Origin of the sequence: Aquitalea pelogenes, assembly GCF_041914625.1 — a bacterium.
GTDB lineage: Bacteria > Pseudomonadota > Gammaproteobacteria > Burkholderiales > Chromobacteriaceae > Aquitalea > Aquitalea pelogenes.
In genome coordinates this window covers 1-17,993 of sequence record NZ_JAYSDA010000042.1, presented here as the reverse complement: position 1 = coordinate 17,993, position 17,993 = coordinate 1, and the positions used below count along the sequence as shown (strand labels likewise).

Sequence of the window (17,993 nt, the reverse complement as noted above, 5' to 3'; positions counted from 1 at the left end):
ACCACGGACACGCGGATTTTCAATCCGCTGCTCTACCAACTGAGCTAACTGGCCATCACTGCTACGCTTTCGCGTCATCAGAGCCACGCATTAAATCAGAGCAGACCAGCTGCGTCAAGACATTTTTCAAAAAGGCTGAAAATACCGCTGAATTAAAGCAAGTGGCGCTATTTCCCTCATCAAACCGGCGGCGCATCCGCCTGCCGTGCCGGATGTGCCGCAGCAAAGGCCGGCAGGCTGGCCAAGGCGGCATCAATGCGCACGATGTGCGGATACGGCGTCAGATCCAGCCCGAAGCGCCGCGCGGCAAAAACCTGTGGCACCAGGCAGACATCCAGCAGGCCGGGGGCATCGCCGCAGGCGAAGGGCTGCGGCTTGGCCGCCAATTGCTGTTCCAGTGCCTCAAATCCAGTGGCAATCCAGTGGCGTATCCATTGCAGCCTCGCCGCTTCTGGCTGCTCCAGTTCGCCTTCCAGATATTTCAGGACACGGGCATTGTGTAGCGGGTGGATGTCGGCGCAGATGCTCAAGGCCAGCGCCCGCACCCTTGCCCGTTCGTGCAAGTCGCGCGGCAGCAGCGCTGGCGTATCCGGATAGGCTTCGTCCAGATACTCGCAGATGGCCAGCGACTGGGTCAGCAACTGGCCGCCATCCAGCAAGGCCGGCACCAGCCCTTGCGGGTTGAGCGCCAGATAGGCCGGATCGCGCTGCTCACCCTTGAGCAGGTTGACCGCCTGCTGCCGGTAGGAGAGGCCCTTGAGATTCAGCGCAATGCGTACCCGGTAAGCGGCACTGGAGCGGTAGTAGCCATACAGCACGCGCTCAGTCATGGGCAGCTACCTGCTGATCGATGCAACCGAAGATGGATTGACCAGCTGCATCCAGCATCTCGATACGGATGCGGTCACCCGGCTGCATGAAAGGTGTGACGGGTGCGCCTTGCTCGATGATCTCGATCATGCGCTGCTCGGCCAGGCAGCAGGAGCCGGTGGCACGGTCATGATTGGAAATGGTGCCGGAGCCGACAATGGAGCCTGCCGCCAGTGCACGGGTCTTGGCCACATGCGCCACCAGCTGGGCAAAGTTGAACTGCATTTCCACGCCGCACTGTGGCTGGCCATACAGCTTGCCGTTGTATTCCACCCGCAGCGGCAGATGTACCTTGCTGTCCTGCCAGGCCTGGCCCAGCTCGTCCAGCGTTACCGCCACCGGCGAGAAGGCCGTGGCCGGCTTGCTCTGGAAGAAGCCGAAACCCTTGGCCAGCTCGGCCGGAATCAGGTTGCGCAGGGTGACATCGTTCACCAGCATCAGCAGACGGATATGTGCGGCACAGTCTCCAGGCTGGCTGCCCAGCGGCACATCGTCGGTAATCACCGCCACTTCGCCTTCAAAATCCAGCCCCCAGCTGACATCGGCCAGCGGAATGTCGGCATGTGGCGGCAGGAAGGTGTCCGATCCGCCCTGATACATCAGCGGGTCCTGGTAGAAACTGGCCGGTACTTCGGCGCCACGCGCCTTGCGTACCAGTTCCACATGGTTCAGGTAAGCACTGCCATCTGCCCACTGATAGGCACGTGGCAGCGGGCTGTGGCAGGCGGACTGGTCAAAGTTGACGGCACCGTTGACCGTCCCCTGGTTCAGGGCGGCATAAATCTCCTGCAAGGCAGGCTCGCAACGGCTCCAGTCATCCAGCGCAGCCTGCAGGCTGGCGGCGATATGCGGTACGGCGATGGCGCGGGTGAGATCGCGGCTGACGACCATCAGCTGGCCATCGCGGGTGTGATTGCGGTAGGTGGCAAGTTTCATCGGTGTGCTTTCCTTGACAGGCGGTATGGCTCATCACGCCAATCGCCCGGTGTCTGGTTCAGGTCTTGGGCTTCCAGCTGTCCACATAGCCCGTCCACTCCACGGCAGGTAGGCCGGGCCCCTGCTCCAGCGCGTTGCGGGTATCGATCATCACCGCCACTTCGTCGGTGAACTTTTTCGGCTCGCTCATCGCCTTGGCAAAGGCTTTGGGGTGCGGACCATGGGTGAAGCCGGCGGGGTGGAAGGTGAGCATGCCGGGCTTGATATTGTCGCGGCTGAAAAAGTCGCCTGCGTGGTAGAAGATGACTTCGTCGTAGTCGTCGTTGTTGTGATAGAACGGCACCTTGAGCGCACCGGGGTCCGATTCGATCGGACGCGGCACAAAGGTGCAGATGACAAAGCCGTCGGCCACAAAGGTGCTGTGTGCCGAGGGCGGCAGATGATAACGATGGCTCATCAGCGGCCGGATATCGCGCCAGTTGATGCGCGCCACCGCGATATTGCCATGCCAGCCGATGGCATCCAGCGGATTGAACGGGTAGGAGACGGTAGACAGCACATTGTGGCGCTTGATCACCACCTGCCATTCGTCTTCGGTCTGCTGCGCCCTGAAGGCATCGTCGATGGCCGGGACATCCAGCATGGCTTCGTCGAAAATCGCATGCGGGCCGACAATGCCCTTGTCCGGCAGCTGATATGCCCCGTTGCTGGCTTCAATCAGCAGCATGGTGGTGGTTTCGGCCGGTTCGATGCGCCAGTTGGTGGAACGCGGAATCAGGATGTAATCGCCATCGCGGTAGCTCAGGTGGCCGTAGTCGCAAAACAGTTCGCCGCTGCCGGCATGGATGAACAGCATGTCATCGCCATCACCATTGCGGTACAGCTGGGTCATGGCCTGGGAGCAGGTCCAGATGCGCAGCTGGCACTGGCTGTTGTGCAACACCAGCGGGGCGGACCAGGGGGCTGCCACGTCCTTGGGCAGTTCGTTCAGGTCGAAGGCGCGCGGCTTGAGCGGCCCTTCCCATGCCGACCAGCCAGTGGGTGGGTGCTTGTGATGCAGATGGGTGGCCGGGCCAAAAAAACCGCTGCGCCCGACTTCACGTTCATAAATGCCCTCCGCCGGCAAATCGGCGTGGGCCTGACGGGAAATTGTCCCTTCCCGGTGCGGGAATCCTATCCATTTACGCATGGGGCATTCCTTGCCTGCATGGCTGGCCGCCATGCAGGGAGAGCTGTGCACAGAGGCAGATGGTGTCACCATCTGCCCGTTTGTCCTGCTTTGCCTTAATCCGCCTTCAGCACGCCGCGGCGGATCTGGTCTTCTTCGATGGATTCAAACAAGGCACGGAAGTTGCCCTCGCCAAAGCCCTCGTTGCCCTTGCGCTGGATGATTTCGAAGAAAATCGGCCCGATGACGGTTTCGGTGAAGATCTGCAACAGGATGCCCGCGCCTTCCACCGGTGCACCGTCGATCAGGATGCTGTTCTTGCGCAGGCGGGCAAGGTCTTCGCCATGGCCGGCCACACGGCTGTCCACCTTGTCGTAATAGGTGTCCGGCGTATCCAGGAAGCGCGTGCCGGCGGCCTTCAGCGTTTCCACCGTCTGGTAGATGTCGCGGGTGGTCAGTGCAATGTGCTGGATGCCTTCGCCGTGGTATTCGCGCAGGAATTCCTCGATCTGGCTCTTGTCGTCGGAGGACTCATTGATGGGAATGCGGATCTTGCCGCAAGGGCTGGTCATGGCCTTGGATACCAGGCCGGTGAGCTTGCCTTCGATGTCGAAATAGCGGATTTCGCGGAAATTGCCGATGTTTTCGTAGAAACCGGCCCACTTGGCCATATTGCCGCGGAAAACATTGTGGGTCAGGTGGTCGATCTCATACAGGCCGACACCAGCCGGGTGCTGCTCCACACCCTCCAGCGGCAGGAAATCCACATCGTAAATATTGTGCGCAGGGCCGTAACGGTCAACGAAATACAGTGCCGAGCCGCCAATCCCCTCCACCGCCGGGATGTTCAGTTCCATCATGCCGATGGGGCGCACATAGGGTTTGGCACCGTGCGCCAGCGCATATTCATACGCTTTGGCCGCATCCTTCACCCGCCAGGCCATGGCACAGGCGGACGGGCCATGTACCTTGCCGAATTCGTTGGCCGGCTGCGTGGGCTCGCCGTTGAGGATAAAGTTGATGTCACCCTGACGGTACAGGCTGACATTCTTGCTGCGATGCCGTGCCACTTCGACAAAGCCCAGCGACAGGAACAGCTGGCGCAAATCGGCAATGCCTTCGGCAGTGGGGGCCGTGTATTCGACAAACTCAAAGCCGTCGGTGGCCAGCGGGTTATGCAGCGGTGTTTCCATTTTCATTTTCTCTCCTCTTTCCTTTGCACATGCCCGGTTGCTGCACATGGCAAGAAACCGGACGGTCAGACTAGGTGTGGTGGTGGCAAGCAAGGCCAGCGAACCAACGCGGTGGCAATCGGCAAAAGCAAGGGAGGGGAATGGCGCAGGCAGACCCGGCAGCTACCGCGCACGGGATGCGGGTTGATGGCTGCGTGTTGCCGTACGTGCAGGCGCACACCGGATACGCAGTGTGCTGCGATCAGGGGTGGCGCTGTCTTTGCCCCGGCGGCACGATTTTGTGTGTCTCACCGGGCTTCTCCTCCATCGCTGCCGACATTATCCAGTGATCTGTTGCCACCGTGTAAAATGTCCGGGCTAGGCTTTTTATTCTAGGGAAAAGGCCGGGCAATTTTCTTGCTAACATCCCCCAGATACATAATAACTAGAAATATAATTTCAAAAATTTCAAATCAGAGGAGTTTATATGCCAAGTCTTACGCTAGATAAGACAGACTTGCGCATCCTGTCCGAGCTTCAGCTCAATGGCAGGTTGACCAATGTGGAACTTGCGGAAAGAGTAGCGCTCTCGCCATCACCTTGCCTGAGACGCTTGAAACAGCTGGAAGAATCCGGCGTGATTCGACAGTACGTCGCGCTGCTGGACCCGGCCAAAATCGGCCTCGGCTTGCAGGCCTATGTCCGTGTCGTGCTGGAGAAGCGCGGCAATACCCATGTGCAAAGTTTTATTGATGCCGTGCAACGCTGGCCGGAAGTTATCAATTGCTTTGCAATGACCGGCGAAATGGACTACCTCTTGCAAGTTTATTTTGAAGATCTGGAACATTTCTCGCGCTTTGTCATGGATGAGCTGCTGCAGCAGCAAGGCGTTGAGGATGTGAAATCCAGCTTCGTCCTGAAAGAGATCAAGCGTACGACTTCATTGCCGCTCAGCCAGCTCAGAAGTATTTGAGCCACTTGCGCTGCAGAAGTCCTTGCCAAGTCCGATAATGAACGCAGGAGGATTGAATAAAGGCCCCGGCATGCAGGTGATCCACGCGATCCGGCTTCTTGTCCTGGTTGTTGCAATAATGTTGCACAACCAGGCAGCGGCATTTACGGTCACATTCATTTCGCCGGGGCACCAGAATGAAGCCTTCTGGCTGAGCGCGGTCCGTGCGATGCAGGCTGCTGCCGATCAGCTCGACATCCAGCTGGAAGTGCTGTCCGCCGAACGCGACCCCGTGCAGATGGTAAAGCTGGTGCAGGCTGTCACCCAGCGTCGTCGCAAGCCGGACTACCTGCTGCTGGTCAATGAAAAACTGGCCGGACCAGCCATGCTGTCGCTGGCCGATCAGGCCGGCATCCCCTGTTTTCTCAGCTTCAACCCCTTGACTCCCGCCCAACTGCAAACCAGCGGCTTGCCACGACAACGGCTCAAATACTGGCTGGGTTCACTGACACCGGATAACGCCATGGCGGGCAGCCAGACCATGAAAGCCTTGCTGGACGAAGCCTCCCGTCGCTTTCCGCCCGGAACGCCACTGCATGTGCTGATGATGGCGGGAGATCGCTCCACACCAGCGTCCACCCAACGGATAGAAGGCGCACGCCAGATTCTGGCCACGACACCCAATGCCACCTTGACCCAGCTGGTTTATGGCGAGTGGGAAAGCAAACGTGCCATGCAGCAAGGCATATGGTTGTTGCAGCGCTATCCGCAGATCAATCTGGTATGGGCGGCCAATGATGAAATGGCGTTCGGCATGGAAGAAGCCATCCGCCAAAGTGGCAAGCAGGCCGGAAAGACGGTATTGCTCAGTGCCATCAACAATTCGCCGCGCGCCATGCAGGAAAGACGTGACGACAAGCTTGCTGCCCTGGCCGCCGGCCATTTCATGACCGGTGCATGGAGCCTGGTGCTGCTGTACGATTACCATCACGGTCATGACTTTGCCAGCGAGGGACTACAGCTGCACCCCACCATTTTCAGCACGGTCTCCCGTCAACAAGCGCAACGCTTTTTACAGTTATTCGCCGATAATGATTACAAGGGCATCCGTTTCAGGCAATTCAGCAAATTCGCGAATCCGGCATTGCAACGCTATGCCTTTGGCTTCAGCACACTGCTGAATTAGGAGTTTGTTCATGCCCACCCGCCGACTCACCCGCCAGCTGATATGGCAGTTACTGCTGTATACCCTGCTGTTTGGCGTGGCCGTCATCACGCTCAAGGCCGTGGTTGTATGGCGCGACGGGCAGCGGGAGATGAATGCCATTCCCGACACGGTTTCCCGTCTTTACCTGCCACTGCTGGGACAAAGCGCCTGGGATGTCGACATTCCGGCCATCCAGTTGCAACTGCGGCTGATTGGGCAGATGCCGGGGGTGCAAAGCGTGGAAGTGCGTACCGAACTGGGTCAGTCCCTGCGCTACGATAATCCGGCCCTGCAAGACCAGTACAACCGTGAGGAATATCACCTGCCGCTGGCCTCCCCGCATGGCAAGGACAGCATTGGCACCTTGCAACTGCAGGTTTCGCGCCAACCGGTCTACCAGGCCATGTGGCATGAAGTGCTCAGTGCCACCTTGCAGTTTCTGCTGGGCTTTTTTGGCCTTGCCCTGTTGTTGTGGTGGCTGTTCAACCGCCAGTTGGTGAAGCCGCTGCAGGACATGGCGCAAACAGTACGCAATTATCAACCGGGCCAGGCATTGCCTCCCTTGCTGCCCGGCTCGCCCGACCAGGTGGTGGATAATGAGCTGAGCGAACTGGCACGTGCCTTTCGCAGCATGAGCGACAATATCAACCGCCATCTGGCCGAACGCAGCGGAATCGAAAACGAGCTGGCCAGCCATCGCGACGAACTGGCACGGCTGGTGGCCGAACGCACCCGGGAGCTGGACCAGCTATTGCGCTTTCAGCAGCTGATTGCTGGTATATCCACCCGCTTCATCAATATCCCGTTACACGACATTGATCAGGCCACCGACATGGCGCTGGGAGAAATCGGCCAGTTCATGCAGGTGGAGCGCTGTTATCTGGTGAGCTTCTCCGACGCGTGGCTGGTCGACACCGTGCATGAATGGTGCGCCTCCGGCATTTCCCCCACTACCCACACCTTGCTGGGAGAAAGCCTGCAACAGCGCAGCTTCGCCTGGCAGCAATTGCAACAGTTTGGCGTGCTGTCACTGGATGCCTTGTCTGCCCTGCCCGCCAGCGCCACCCTGGAACGCCATGAGCTGGAAAGCCATCAGGTGCAAAGCCTGTTCATGCTGCGCATCGACCATATGGGCCGGCCGATCGGTTTGTTCGGCTGCGATATGGTAAGCCGCCAACGCCAGTGGCAGGGCAAGGAGCAACAGCAAGCCCGTCTACTGGGTGAAACACTGGCCAATACCATCATCCGCCGCCAGCAATTGCAAACCCTGAGCAGCACCCAGCAACAATTACGCAATGCCAATGCCGACCTGGCACGCATGGCCTTCAGTGACGGCCTCACCGGTATTGCCAACCGGCGCTATTTTGATGAGCAGTTGCTGGAGTGTTTCACCCAGGCACGCAGTCAACACCAGAGCCTGAGCGTGATGCAGATCGACATCGATTACTTCAAGCAATTCAACGACAGCTACGGGCATCTGGCGGGCGACCAGTGCCTGCGTCAGGTTGCGCAGTGCATACAGTCGCAGCTGGCTGGCACGACAGCGCTGGCCGCACGGGTGGGAGGTGAGGAATTCGGCGTCCTGTTACCCGGCTATCACGCTGCTGACAGCCTGGCACTGGCCGAGGTCCTGCGTCAGGCCATCTGGCAACTGGCCATTGCCCATCGCAACAGCTCGGTTGGCGACCGGGTCACCATCAGCATTGGCGTTGCCACCTTGCAGGACAATCACTACGCCAGCCAGCAACTGATGCGGGATGCCGACCTGGCGCTGTATCGCGCCAAGAACCTGGGGCGCAATCAGGTGGTACAAGCCCAGACACCACCTCATATATTGGCCTGAGCCGCAGTGGACAAAAAAAGCCCGGTGATAAACCGGGCTTTTTCCGATGGTGCGACTAAGCGGCCATTACAGGCCCAGACGCTGCCATACCGTGGACACCAGGCCAGCCTGGTTCAGGGTGTAGAAGTGCAGGCCCGGCGCACCATTGGCCAGCAGGCGGTCGCACAGCTCGGTCACCACATCCAGACCCAGGGCACGAATGGAGGCCGCATCATCGTAATAGGATTGCATGCGCTGACGCAGCCAGCGCGGCACTTCGGCCCCGCACATATCGGAGAAGCGGCACAGCTGACCGAAGTTGGCAATCGGCATGATGCCCGGCACAATGGGAATGTCCACACCGCGTGCCTGCGCTTCGTCGACAAAGCGGAAGTAGGCATCCGCATTGAAGAAATACTGGGTCATGGCCGAGTTGGCACCGGCTTTTACCTTGCGCACGAAATTGTTCAGGTCGTCCTCGGCCGACTTGGCCTGCGGATGGAATTCCGGATAAGCCGCCACTTCGATATGGAAATGTTCGCCATGTTCGCTGCGGATGAATTCGACCAGTTCGTTGGCATAGCGGAACTCACCGGCCGCCACCATGCCGGACGGCATGTCACCACGCAGCGCCACAATGTGACGGATGCCGTGATTACGGTATTCGTTGAGGATGGCGCTGATGTTTTCCCGTGTCGAGCCGATACACGACAGGTGCGGTGCCGCGGCATGCCCTTCGCTGCGGATCTCCAGCACGGTGGACAGGGTGCCATCGCGGGTGGTACCACCGGCACCGAAGGTCACCGAGAAAAACTGTGGCTTGAACTGGGCCAGTTGCTGGCGGGTAGTACGCAGCTTGGCCACGCCCTCGGGGGTCTTGGGCGGGAAAAACTCGAAGCTGAAGGTTTTTTTCTGTTCGTTCATGATCGTCTCTGTCCCTGCTCGGGGCGGCTGGCTTTAGTTTTTATACTGCAGCGTGTCGAAGCGGTAGTGGCCCGCAGATAGAAAAACGGACAGGTGCATCATACCCTGCCCTGTCCGTTTGCCTTACAGCCCGCTATCAATAACGATAGTGCGCCGGCTTATAAGGGCCCTGCTTCGGTACGCTGATGTAGGCGGCCTGCTCGTCGGACAGCTCGGTCAGGTTGGCACCGATACGCTTCAGGTGCAGACGGGCCACCTTCTCGTCCAGATGCTTGGGCAGCACATACACTTCCTTGCCATACTTTTCACCATGCTGGAAGATTTCCATCTGCGCCAGCACCTGGTTGGTGAAGGAGTTGGACATCACAAAGCTGGGGTGACCGGTGGCGCAGCCCAGATTCACCAGACGGCCTTCGGCCAGCAGGATGATGCGCTTGCCATCCGGGAAGATGATGTGGTCAACCTGCGGCTTGATGTTGTCCCACTGGTACTGGCGCAGGCTGGCGACTTCGATTTCGCTGTCGAAGTGGCCGATATTGCACACGATGGCGTTATTGCGCATTTTGACCATGTGCTCATGGGTAATCACCGATACATTGCCGGTGGTGGTAACGAAGATGTCGCCCTGATCGGCCACGTCATCCATGCGCACCACGCGGTAGCCTTCCATCGCGGCTTGCAGCGCGCAGATCGGGTCCACTTCGGTCACCCACACGGTGGCACCCAGGCCACGCAGGCTTTGGGCGCAGCCCTTGCCCACATCACCGTAGCCCAATACCACGGCGACCTTACCGGCGATCATCACGTCGGTGGCGCGCTTGATGCCATCCACCAGCGATTCGCGGCAGCCGTACAGGTTGTCGAACTTGGACTTGGTCACCGAGTCGTTGACGTTGAAGGCCGGGAACGGCAGACGGCCTTCTTTTTGCATCTGGTACAGACGATGCACGCCGGTGGTGGTTTCTTCGGTCACGCCCTTGATATGCGGCAGGCGTTTGGAATACCAGTGCGGGTCCACTTCCAGATAACGGGCAATGGCAGCAAACAGCGCGGTTTCTTCTTCGTTGGACGGATGGCTGATGACGCTGCGGTCTTGCTCGGCCTTGCTGCCCAGCATCAGCAGCAAGGTGGCATCGCCACCGTCATCCAGAATCATGTTGGCTTCCTGACCTTCCGGCCATTCGAAGATCTTGTGGGAGAACTCCCAGTATTCATCCAGGCTTTCACCCTTGAAGGCAAATACCGGGATATTGGCTGCGGCAATGGCGGCAGCGGCGTGGTCTTGCGTGGAGAAGATATTGCAGGAAGCCCAGCGTACATCGGCACCCAGTTCCACCAGGGTTTCGATCAGCACGCCAGTCTGAATGGTCATGTGCAGCGAACCGGCAATGCGGGCACCGCGCAGCGGCTTCTGGTGCGCGTATTCTTCACGCAGCGCCATCAGGCCGGGCATTTCGGTTTCGGCGATTGCCAGTTCCTTGCGGCCCCAGGCTGCAAGATTGATGTCAGCTACGTGAAAATCGGAGAATTCAGCCATCGTGCAAAGTCCTTTCACACGCCGGCCGGAACGCGGCTCACCCGCTATTCCGGCATCGGCACGGAGATTAGTCAGGTGAGCGCCGTTTGCAAGAAGCCCGAGCCTGGGGATTGACCTCGCAGCGCTCCTCGGGAATGCCGTAATTATACCTAGAGACACAAAAATGTGAATGAAACTTGCACAACAGGGGTTAAACTAAAACGTTGCGGTAAATATAGTCACTTTGCATAGCGGGTCTCATGTCTCTTGTTTTTACCTCCATTTCAGCCATTTCCGGGTTAGCCGCCCTCAGTGCTGCCACCATCGGCATCCTGGCTTGGGAAAGGCGTAAGGTAAGCGGAGCCCGCTATCTGGCCTGGCTGATGCTGGCTGTCACGGTCTGGGCCGGAGCGGCCACCATGGAGCTGTCCTCCACCCTGCTGCGCGACAAGATTTTCTGGTCCAAGGTGGAATACCTGGGCACCCTGAGTGTGCCGGTACTGTTTTTCCTGCTGGCCGCCGATTACAACCAGCTGGAACGCGCACTGCGCCCGCGCACCATCGTGCAGTTATTGCTGATTCCCCTGTTCAGCCTGGCACTTGCGCTTAGCAATGAAAAGCATGGCTTGATCTGGCGCAGCTTTCAGCCTTCTCCCTCCGGACACAATCTGCTGATTTTCAACCACGGGCCTTTGTTCTGGTTACTGGTTGCCGGGTATTCCTATCTGATGATGCTGCTTGGCTCACTGCTCTTGCTGCGTACCCTGCACTTTTACTCGCCTCATTACCGCGGCCAGTCGCTCATTCTGATGCTGGGCGCCATTGTCCCGTGGATAGGCAATCTGCTGTACCTCACAGGCAATATCAGCTGGCAAGGACTGGACCCCACACCGCTGTGCTTTGCCGCCACCGGTGCCATTTTTGCCTTCGACCTGCTTTACCTGCGCATGTTGTACGTGGTGCCCATCGCGCGCGGTAACGCCTTCAATGCCATGGGTGACGGCATTGTGGTGATAGACAATGAAAAAACCATTCTGGATATCAATCCGGCAGCTGCCAACCTGTTTGGCAAACCGGCAGGTGTGCTGTGCGGACAGCAATTGCAGATTGCCGCTCTGGTTGCAGTGGCAGATCAGGATGGCTCGCATCAGGTGGAACTGAACGGGCCTGGCTCGCGTTCCATTCTGGAAGTGCGCGCCTTTCCCATCCGTGAAAGCGGTGTGACCCTGGGTGGGCGCATGCTGGTGCTGCGCGATATTTCGCGGCAGCGTCTGGCTGAGGAGGCCTTGCATCAGGCCTATCTGCAACTGAAAACCCGTATCGACGAAATCGAAACCTTGCAGGACACACTGCGGGAGCAGGCCCTGCACGATCCGCTCACCGGCCTGTACAACCGTCGTTATCTGGAAGAAACCCTGGGCCGGGAAATCAGCCGGGCTGGCAGGGAACAGCGCTCGCTGACTTTTGCACTGATTGATCTGGACAACTTCAAAAGCATCAATGACCGCTTTGGTCACATCATTGGCGATACCGTGCTGTGCGCACTGGCCGACTTGCTGCGCGCCCATTGCCGGCAGGCGGATATTGTCTGTCGCCTGGGTGGCGAGGAGTTCATCGTGGTGCTGCCTTCGGCAGACCAGCGCAATGGCTGGATGCGCATGGAGCTACTGCGACAACGCTTCTCCGAGTTACAGTTCCAGGCCGAGGAGCAGCGCTTTCAAACCAGCTTCTCTTGCGGCATTGCCTGCTTTCCGCAGGATGGCAATAATTTTGCCCACCTGTACCAGCTGGCGGACATGGCGTTGTATCAGGCCAAGGCCAAGGGCAAGAACCAGGTTTTACTGCACGCCCCCACGCCGGCAGTCGCGGAGGACTCCAGCCCGGCGGAAAACAGTCCGCACACCCCGACGCAAAACGCAGGCAGTGAATGAAAAAGGCCGGGAATATATCCCGGCCTTGTTTGACATCACACGCCTTACTTCACGATACGCAGGCTGGGACGACCACCCGCACGCGGCGGGGTTTCCGGTGCAGGGCTGTCTGCGTCGGCATCAGCCACCGGCTCGGTGGCCGCACTGACCGGCTGCAAGGCAGGTTTGCCAGGTGTCTGACCCAGTTCAACCTCGAAGCCCATTCCTTCGCCGGTTTCCCGCGCGAAAATCGACATCACATTGCCAACCGGCACCCAGATATCACGCGATACACCGGCAAAGCGGGCGGAGAACGACAACCACTCGTTGTCGATGCGCAGATTATGGGTTGCACTGGCGGCAATATTGAGCACGATTTCGTTGTTCTTCACGTATTCGCGCGGGACATCGGTATGCTCATCCACCCACACCACCACAAAGGGGGTGTGACCATTATCCGTACACCATTCATACAGTGCGCGGAGCATATATGGCTTGGTACTGGCGCTCATGGTCATCCTTACTTGCGCATGGCCTTTTCGGACGGGGTCAGCGAATCAATGAAAGACTGACGCTGGAAAATGCGTTCGGCGTATTTCAGGATGGGAGCAGCATGCTTGCCCAGGTCGATGTTGTAATGCTCCAGGCGCCACATCAGCGGAGCGATGGCCACATCGATCATGGAGAACTCTTCACCCAGCATGAACTTTTGCTTGGCAAATACCGGTGCAATGGTGGTCAGGCCATCACGGATGGCTTCACGCGCCTTGGTGGCTTCCTTGCCGGTAGCGCCGGCTTCCAGCACTTTCACGTGGCAGAACAGCTCGTTTTCGAAACGGTGCAGGAACAGGCGGGCACGCGCACGCATCACCGGGTCGGCCGGCATCAGTTGCGGGTGCGGGAAGCGCTCGTCAATGTATTCATTGATGATGTTGGATTCGTGCAGGATCAGGTCACGCTCCACCAGTACCGGCACTTCGTTGTAGGGGTTCATCACAGCCAGATCTTCCGGCTTGTTGTGAATGTCTACATCGATGATCTCGAAATCCATACCCTTTTCATACAACACGATACGGCAACGTTGGCTGAAGGGGCAGGTAATTCCAGAATAAAGAGTCATCATGGCTTGCGGATATCCTTGACAGGAGCTGTCGATTTCGATCAAAGAAGGGATTTTACCATTTTCGGGATGGCAATTTCCACAACTAGATCACAACACCATGATTACAAAAGAAAAAAGGCGGAAATATCCGCCTTTTTCTTTGAACTGCACCAGTACTTAGTGCACGTCTTTCCAGTATTCCTTCTTCAGGAAGTAGGTCAGCGGCAGCAGCAGCACACCCAGGAACAGCAGCACAATGTAGCCGATCTGATGGCGCTTCACCTGAGCCGGCTCACCAATGTACACAAGGTAATTGGTCAGGTCAGCCATACGCTTGTCAAACTCGGCGGTATTGGCCTTGCCGTTTTCCAGCTTGGTGAGGGTACCGGCCTTGACCAGTTCGAGCTTGTGCTCTTCATGGCCTTCAGCATTTTTCTCGGTCTTCAGTACTTGCTCACCTTGCATTTCCCACAGCACGTGCGGCATGCCAACCTTGTCGAACACCAGGTTGTTCCAGCCGGTCGGACGGGACGGATCACGGTAGAAGCCACGCAGGTAGGCGTACAGATAGTCTGCACCACGGGAACGGGCAATCAGCGACAGGTCCGGCGGAGCCGCACCCAGCCACAGTTTGGCGTCCTTCTTGTCCATGGAAACATTCATCTGGTCGCCGATCTTGGCACCTTCCGGCAACAGGTTGGCCTTGATCTGCTCTTCAGTCAGGCCAATGTCTTCCAGACGGTTGTAGCGCATGGCGCTGGCCGAGTGGCAGGACAGGCAGTAGTTGCTGAACAGCTGGGCACCACGCTGCAGGCTTTCGGTGTCCTGAATGTCGATCGGAGCCTTTTCCAGCTTCGGCCCTTCATTGGCCAGAACCGTGCCGCTTACCGGCAACACCAGCGCCATGGCAGCGATCAGGTGGCGGATTTTGCTTTTCATATGTCCTTTCCCCTTGCTTACACGTTGGTGGCGAACAGGTAGGCCGCAATCACGGTCACTGCCACCAGCACCAGGAACTGCAGCTGACGCTTGCCATTGGTGTCCGTCACGCGGGTCGGTACCGGTACGGTGCCAACGTCGTTCTTGGTGTAGAACGGCATGCCCAGGAAGAAGGCGAAGTAGACGAACGACAGGATCTGCGAGATCAGGGTTCGACCAGCTGTCGGCGGCATGGCACCCAGGATGCCCAGGCCGATGAAGGCGATGATGAACAGCACCAGCATGAACTTGAACTTGGGACCGCGATAACGGATGGACTTGATCGGGGAACGATCCAGCCACGGCAGGAAGGCAATCACCACTACGGCAGCACCCATGCCGATTACACCCCAAACCTGGGTACCCAGGAAGGACGGAATGGCACGCAAGATGGCGTAGAACGGAGTGAAGTACCATACCGGCGCAATGTGCGGCGGGGTCTTCAGCGGGTCAGCCTGGTCGAAGTTCGGGTGCTCCAGGAAGTAGCCACCCATTTCCGGCAGGAAGAACACGATGATGGAGAACACGATCAGGAACACGGCCACACCGAAGATATCCTTCACGGTGTAGTAAGGATGGAAAGGAATGCCATCCAGCGGGATGCCCTTTTCGTCCTTCAGTTTCTTGATTTCCACGCCATCCGGGTTGTTGGAACCCACTTCGTGCAGCGCGATCAGGTGAGCCACCACCAGGGCCAGCAACACCAGCGGCACGGCAATCACGTGCAGGGCGAAGAAGCGGTTCAGCGTGGCATCGGACACCACGAAGTCACCACGGATCCACACCGACAGGTCCGGGCCGATTACCGGGATGGAACCGAACAGGTTCACGATCACCTGCGCACCCCAGAAGGACATCTGGCCCCAAGGCAGCAGATAGCCCATGAAGGCTTCAGCCATCAGGCACAGGAAGATCAGGCAACCAAACACCCATACCAGTTCGCGCGGCTGCTTGTACGAGCCGTAGATCAGGCCACGGAACATGTGCAGGTAAACCACCACGAAGAACATGGAGGCACCGGTGGAGTGCATGTAGCGGATGATCCAGCCACCTGCCACATCACGCATGATGTATTCCACCGAGGCAAACGCCACCGGGATGCCGGCTGCGTTCAGGTTGCCATCCGGCTTATAGTTCATGGTGAGGAAGATGCCGGTCACGATCTGGATAACCAGAACCAGCATGGCCAGCGAGCCGAAGAAGTACCAGAAGTTGAAGTTCTTCGGTGCGTAATACTCGGTAACGTGCTCTTTCAGCATCGACGACAGCGGGAAGCGGTCGTCAATCCAGTTCAGCAGCTTTTGTCCTTTGCTCATTTTTCCCCCTCAGCTTATTTGTCGTCGCCAATCAGCAGGCGGGTATCGGACAGATACTTATGCGGCGGAATTTCCAGGTTCTTCGGCGCCGGCACACCCTTGAACACGCGGGCAGCCAGGTCGAACTTGGAACCGTGGCACGGGCAGTAGAAACCACCCAGCCATTCCGGACCCAGATCGGCAGGTGCCAGATCAGGACGGAAAGTCGGCGAACAGCCCAGATGGGTACAGATACCCACGGCAACCAGCAGTTCCGGCTTGATGGAACGGCCTTCGTTCTGGCAGTACTTGGGTTGTTGCTCTACTTCGGACTTGGGGTCCACCAGCTTGGGGTCGTTCTTCGGCAGATCGGCAATCTGCTGCTTGGTGCGGGACAACAGCCATACCGGCTTGCCGCGCCATTCAACGTTGATCTTCTGGCCCGGCTCCAGCTTGCTGATATCCACCTCAACCGGTGCGCCAGCAGCTTTTGCCCGTTCAGACGGGAAGAAACTCATCAGAAACGGCGTTGCCACCCCGGCAACCGCCACACCCCCAACAGCGCTGGTTGCTACCGTCAGAAACCGACGGCGCCCCGTATCGACTTGTTGTTCACTCATTACAGTCATCCTCAAACGTGGAAACCGAGCTTAAACTTCAAACCAGACGATTTTACCTGATTAGCAGTAGGGACATGAAGCGCCTATGCAAATAAATTGACCTATGTCGGCCGGATTTGTCTAAACCGGATTGAAAAGATCGACAAATTCCACATTTATGCCGTCTAAATGAGAAATTTTCTCACCCAGCGCCTGCACTCCGTAACGCTCGGTGGCATGATGTCCGGCGGCAATGAATGCCACACCGTATTCGTTGGCCAGATGAAAACACTGCTCGGACACCTCGCCCGTCACAAAGGCTTGTACCCCCAGAGCGATTGCCTCTTCAAAGAAACCCTGCGCCCCGCCGGTACACCAGGCAACCTTGCTTACTCTTTGATTTTCATCGCCCAACAGCTGGGCAGGGCGCCCCAGCAGCATGCTGACATGATCGGCAAAAGCCCGTGCACTACCCGCCGTGGGCCAGCTGCCATGCCACAGTAATCCCTGCTCACCACTCTGGCCGGCCACATCCAGCCCCAGCACGGCAGCCAGCCTGGCATTGTTGCCAAGCTCGGGATGAGCATCCAGCGGCAGGTGGTAAGCCAGCAGGCTGATGTCATGTTGCAGCAATTTGGCCACACGCTGCCGCTTCATGCCCACCAGCCGGGCATCTTCGCCCTTCCAGAAGTAACCATGGTGCACCAGGATGGCATCCGCCTGGCGCTCAATGGCCGCATCAATCAGCGCCTGCGAAGCAGTCACGCCGCAGACAATGCGCGCTACTTCCGCCCTACCCTCCACTTGCAGGCCATTGGGCGCATAGTCCTTGTAGCGCCACGGTTCCAGCCATTGATCGATGCTGTTCAACAATTGCATTAATTGCATGGGACACCTTTGCCTGGTTCTGAATGCGCTTATTGTGCCAGAGATAAGACGCGCTACCTGTTTGCGATCCAAAAACAAAAACCCCGCACAAGTGCGGGGTTTTCAGGTTCAGCGAGAGGCCGAAGCAGCTTACATCATGCCGCCCATGCCGCCCATGCCACCCATGTCCGGCATACCGCCAGCAGCCGGCTTGTCTTCCGGCAGTTCTGCGATCATGCAGTCGGTGGTCAGCATCAGGCCGGCAACGGAAGCAGCGTGTTGCAGGGCAGAGCGGGTTACCTTGGCCGGATCCAGCACGCCCATTTCCAGCATGTCGCCGTATTCGCCGGTAGCAGCGTTGTAACCGAAGTTACCCTTGCCTTCCAGTACCTTGTTCACCACAACCGACGGCTCGTCGCCAGCGTTCTTGACGATCTGACGCAGCGGAGCTTCGATGGCCTTCAGTACGATCTTCACGCCGGCATCCTGATCGACATTGTCAGTCTTCAGGCTGTCCAGGGTGGAGCGAGCGCGCAGCAGGGCCACGCCACCGCCAGCCACAACGCCTTCTTCCACAGCGGCGCGGGTAGCGTGCAGCGCGTCTTCAACGCGAGCCTTCTTCTCTTTCATTTCCACTTCGGTGGCAGCGCCAACCTTGATCACGGCAACACCGCC

Annotated in this window: 17 protein-coding genes and 1 riboswitch; of the genes, 4 read left to right on the top strand and 13 right to left on the bottom strand. The window is 58.2% G+C overall.

All coding sequences use genetic code 11. The annotated features are described in order from the left end of the window. Window positions 1-179: 179 nt before the first annotated feature. From maiA to hppD, 4 genes are all read right to left on the bottom strand, one after another. Complete coding sequence (maiA, locus tag ACE3SE_RS20970) at window positions 180-830, bottom strand: maleylacetoacetate isomerase (RefSeq protein ID WP_374558028.1); 651 nt, start codon at window positions 828-830, stop codon at window positions 180-182. After that, entirely contained in the window at window positions 823-1,806 is a 984-nt protein-coding gene (locus ACE3SE_RS20965; protein ID WP_374558025.1) for a fumarylacetoacetate hydrolase family protein, read from the bottom strand. Before ACE3SE_RS20965 ends, maiA begins: the two co-directional genes overlap by 8 nt. Window positions 1,807-1,864: 58 nt before the next feature. Then, window positions 1,865-2,995, bottom strand: a complete 1,131-nt coding sequence (locus tag ACE3SE_RS20960; protein ID WP_374558022.1) for a homogentisate 1,2-dioxygenase — start codon at window positions 2,993-2,995, stop codon at window positions 1,865-1,867. Between the two features lie 95 nt (window positions 2,996-3,090). Next, window positions 3,091-4,173: a 4-hydroxyphenylpyruvate dioxygenase gene (gene hppD, locus ACE3SE_RS20955; RefSeq protein WP_374558020.1), complete on the bottom strand. Its 1,083-nt coding sequence runs from the start codon at window positions 4,171-4,173 to the stop codon at window positions 3,091-3,093. A gap of 460 nt (window positions 4,174-4,633) precedes the next feature. Here hppD and ACE3SE_RS20950 point away from each other — a divergent pair, with 460 nt between their 5' ends. The 3 genes from ACE3SE_RS20950 to ACE3SE_RS20940 all read left to right on the top strand — a co-directional run bounded on the left by ACE3SE_RS20950 (window position 4,634) and on the right by ACE3SE_RS20940 (window position 8,148). Next, window positions 4,634-5,119, top strand: a complete 486-nt coding sequence (locus ACE3SE_RS20950; RefSeq protein ID WP_045846641.1) for an Lrp/AsnC family transcriptional regulator — start codon at window positions 4,634-4,636, stop codon at window positions 5,117-5,119. Between the two features lie 118 nt (window positions 5,120-5,237). Beyond that, window positions 5,238-6,284 (top strand): ABC transporter substrate-binding protein, encoded by a 1,047-nt coding sequence (locus ACE3SE_RS20945; protein ID WP_052693985.1) that lies wholly within the window; start codon window positions 5,238-5,240, stop codon window positions 6,282-6,284. 10 nt (window positions 6,285-6,294) lie between these two features. Next, window positions 6,295-8,148, top strand: coding sequence for a diguanylate cyclase (locus tag ACE3SE_RS20940; protein ID WP_374558017.1), 1,854 nt, complete (start codon window positions 6,295-6,297; stop codon window positions 8,146-8,148). 66 nt (window positions 8,149-8,214) lie between these two features. Here ACE3SE_RS20940 and metF read toward each other — a convergent pair whose 3' ends face one another. Next, window positions 8,215-9,051, bottom strand: a complete 837-nt coding sequence (gene metF / locus ACE3SE_RS20935) for a methylenetetrahydrofolate reductase [NAD(P)H] (RefSeq protein ID WP_045846644.1) — start codon at window positions 9,049-9,051, stop codon at window positions 8,215-8,217. Between the two features lie 136 nt (window positions 9,052-9,187). After that, on the bottom strand, window positions 9,188-10,588 hold the full coding sequence (gene ahcY, locus ACE3SE_RS20930; protein ID WP_045846645.1) for an adenosylhomocysteinase: 1,401 nt from the start codon (window positions 10,586-10,588) through the stop codon (window positions 9,188-9,190). Between the two features lie 70 nt (window positions 10,589-10,658). Continuing rightward, window positions 10,659-10,724, bottom strand: a riboswitch (S-adenosyl-L-homocysteine riboswitch). Window positions 10,725-10,827: 103 nt separating this feature from the next. Between ahcY and ACE3SE_RS20925 the strand changes: the two genes are divergently transcribed. Further along, complete coding sequence (locus tag ACE3SE_RS20925) at window positions 10,828-12,498, top strand: histidine kinase N-terminal 7TM domain-containing diguanylate cyclase (RefSeq protein WP_374558015.1); 1,671 nt, start codon at window positions 10,828-10,830, stop codon at window positions 12,496-12,498. Window positions 12,499-12,542: 44 nt separating this feature from the next. Here the strand turns inward: ACE3SE_RS20925 and ACE3SE_RS20920 are convergent, their stop codons facing one another. The 7 genes from ACE3SE_RS20920 to ACE3SE_RS20890 form a co-directional block, all read right to left on the bottom strand. Continuing rightward, window positions 12,543-12,989 (bottom strand): ClpXP protease specificity-enhancing factor, encoded by a 447-nt coding sequence (locus tag ACE3SE_RS20920; protein WP_045846739.1) that lies wholly within the window; start codon window positions 12,987-12,989, stop codon window positions 12,543-12,545. 8 nt (window positions 12,990-12,997) lie between these two features. Next, the gene (locus ACE3SE_RS20915) at window positions 12,998-13,600 is read right to left on the bottom strand and encodes a glutathione S-transferase N-terminal domain-containing protein (protein ID WP_045846647.1); all 603 of its coding nucleotides are present in this window, start codon (window positions 13,598-13,600) and stop codon (window positions 12,998-13,000) included. 156 nt (window positions 13,601-13,756) lie between these two features. Beyond that, entirely contained in the window at window positions 13,757-14,518 is a 762-nt protein-coding gene (locus tag ACE3SE_RS20910) for a cytochrome c1 (RefSeq protein WP_062789169.1), read from the bottom strand. Between the two features lie 17 nt (window positions 14,519-14,535). After that, complete coding sequence (locus tag ACE3SE_RS20905) at window positions 14,536-15,873, bottom strand: cytochrome b (RefSeq protein WP_045846649.1); 1,338 nt, start codon at window positions 15,871-15,873, stop codon at window positions 14,536-14,538. Between the two features lie 14 nt (window positions 15,874-15,887). Then, complete coding sequence (petA, locus tag ACE3SE_RS20900; protein WP_045846650.1) at window positions 15,888-16,472, bottom strand: ubiquinol-cytochrome c reductase iron-sulfur subunit; 585 nt, start codon at window positions 16,470-16,472, stop codon at window positions 15,888-15,890. A gap of 120 nt (window positions 16,473-16,592) precedes the next feature. Further along, complete coding sequence (locus tag ACE3SE_RS20895; protein ID WP_374558011.1) at window positions 16,593-17,339, bottom strand: Nif3-like dinuclear metal center hexameric protein; 747 nt, start codon at window positions 17,337-17,339, stop codon at window positions 16,593-16,595. Window positions 17,340-17,468: 129 nt separating this feature from the next. Beyond that, window positions 17,469-17,993, bottom strand: a 525-nt coding sequence (locus tag ACE3SE_RS20890; protein ID WP_374558009.1) for a TCP-1/cpn60 chaperonin family protein, incomplete at its 5' end; no start/stop codon positions are given.

Coding starts and splice junctions, on each gene's coding strand:
- maiA (WP_374558028.1), bottom strand. CDS start 830: ATGACTGAGCGCGTGCTGTATGGCTACTACCGCTCCAGTGCCGCTTAC.
- ACE3SE_RS20965 (WP_374558025.1), bottom strand. CDS start 1,806: ATGAAACTTGCCACCTACCGCAATCACACCCGCGATGGCCAGCTGATG.
- ACE3SE_RS20960 (WP_374558022.1), bottom strand. CDS start 2,995: ATGCGTAAATGGATAGGATTCCCGCACCGGGAAGGGACAATTTCCCGT.
- hppD (WP_374558020.1), bottom strand. CDS start 4,173: ATGAAAATGGAAACACCGCTGCATAACCCGCTGGCCACCGACGGCTTT.
- ACE3SE_RS20950 (WP_045846641.1), top strand. CDS start 4,634: ATGCCAAGTCTTACGCTAGATAAGACAGACTTGCGCATCCTGTCCGAG.
- ACE3SE_RS20945 (WP_052693985.1), top strand. CDS start 5,238: ATGTTGCACAACCAGGCAGCGGCATTTACGGTCACATTCATTTCGCCG.
- ACE3SE_RS20940 (WP_374558017.1), top strand. CDS start 6,295: ATGCCCACCCGCCGACTCACCCGCCAGCTGATATGGCAGTTACTGCTG.
- metF (WP_045846644.1), bottom strand. CDS start 9,051: ATGAACGAACAGAAAAAAACCTTCAGCTTCGAGTTTTTCCCGCCCAAG.
- ahcY (WP_045846645.1), bottom strand. CDS start 10,588: ATGGCTGAATTCTCCGATTTTCACGTAGCTGACATCAATCTTGCAGCC.
- ACE3SE_RS20925 (WP_374558015.1), top strand. CDS start 10,828: ATGTCTCTTGTTTTTACCTCCATTTCAGCCATTTCCGGGTTAGCCGCC.
- ACE3SE_RS20920 (WP_045846739.1), bottom strand. CDS start 12,989: ATGAGCGCCAGTACCAAGCCATATATGCTCCGCGCACTGTATGAATGG.
- ACE3SE_RS20915 (WP_045846647.1), bottom strand. CDS start 13,600: ATGATGACTCTTTATTCTGGAATTACCTGCCCCTTCAGCCAACGTTGC.
- ACE3SE_RS20910 (WP_062789169.1), bottom strand. CDS start 14,518: ATGAAAAGCAAAATCCGCCACCTGATCGCTGCCATGGCGCTGGTGTTG.
- ACE3SE_RS20905 (WP_045846649.1), bottom strand. CDS start 15,873: ATGAGCAAAGGACAAAAGCTGCTGAACTGGATTGACGACCGCTTCCCG.
- petA (WP_045846650.1), bottom strand. CDS start 16,472: ATGAGTGAACAACAAGTCGATACGGGGCGCCGTCGGTTTCTGACGGTA.
- ACE3SE_RS20895 (WP_374558011.1), bottom strand. CDS start 17,339: ATGCAATTAATGCAATTGTTGAACAGCATCGATCAATGGCTGGAACCG.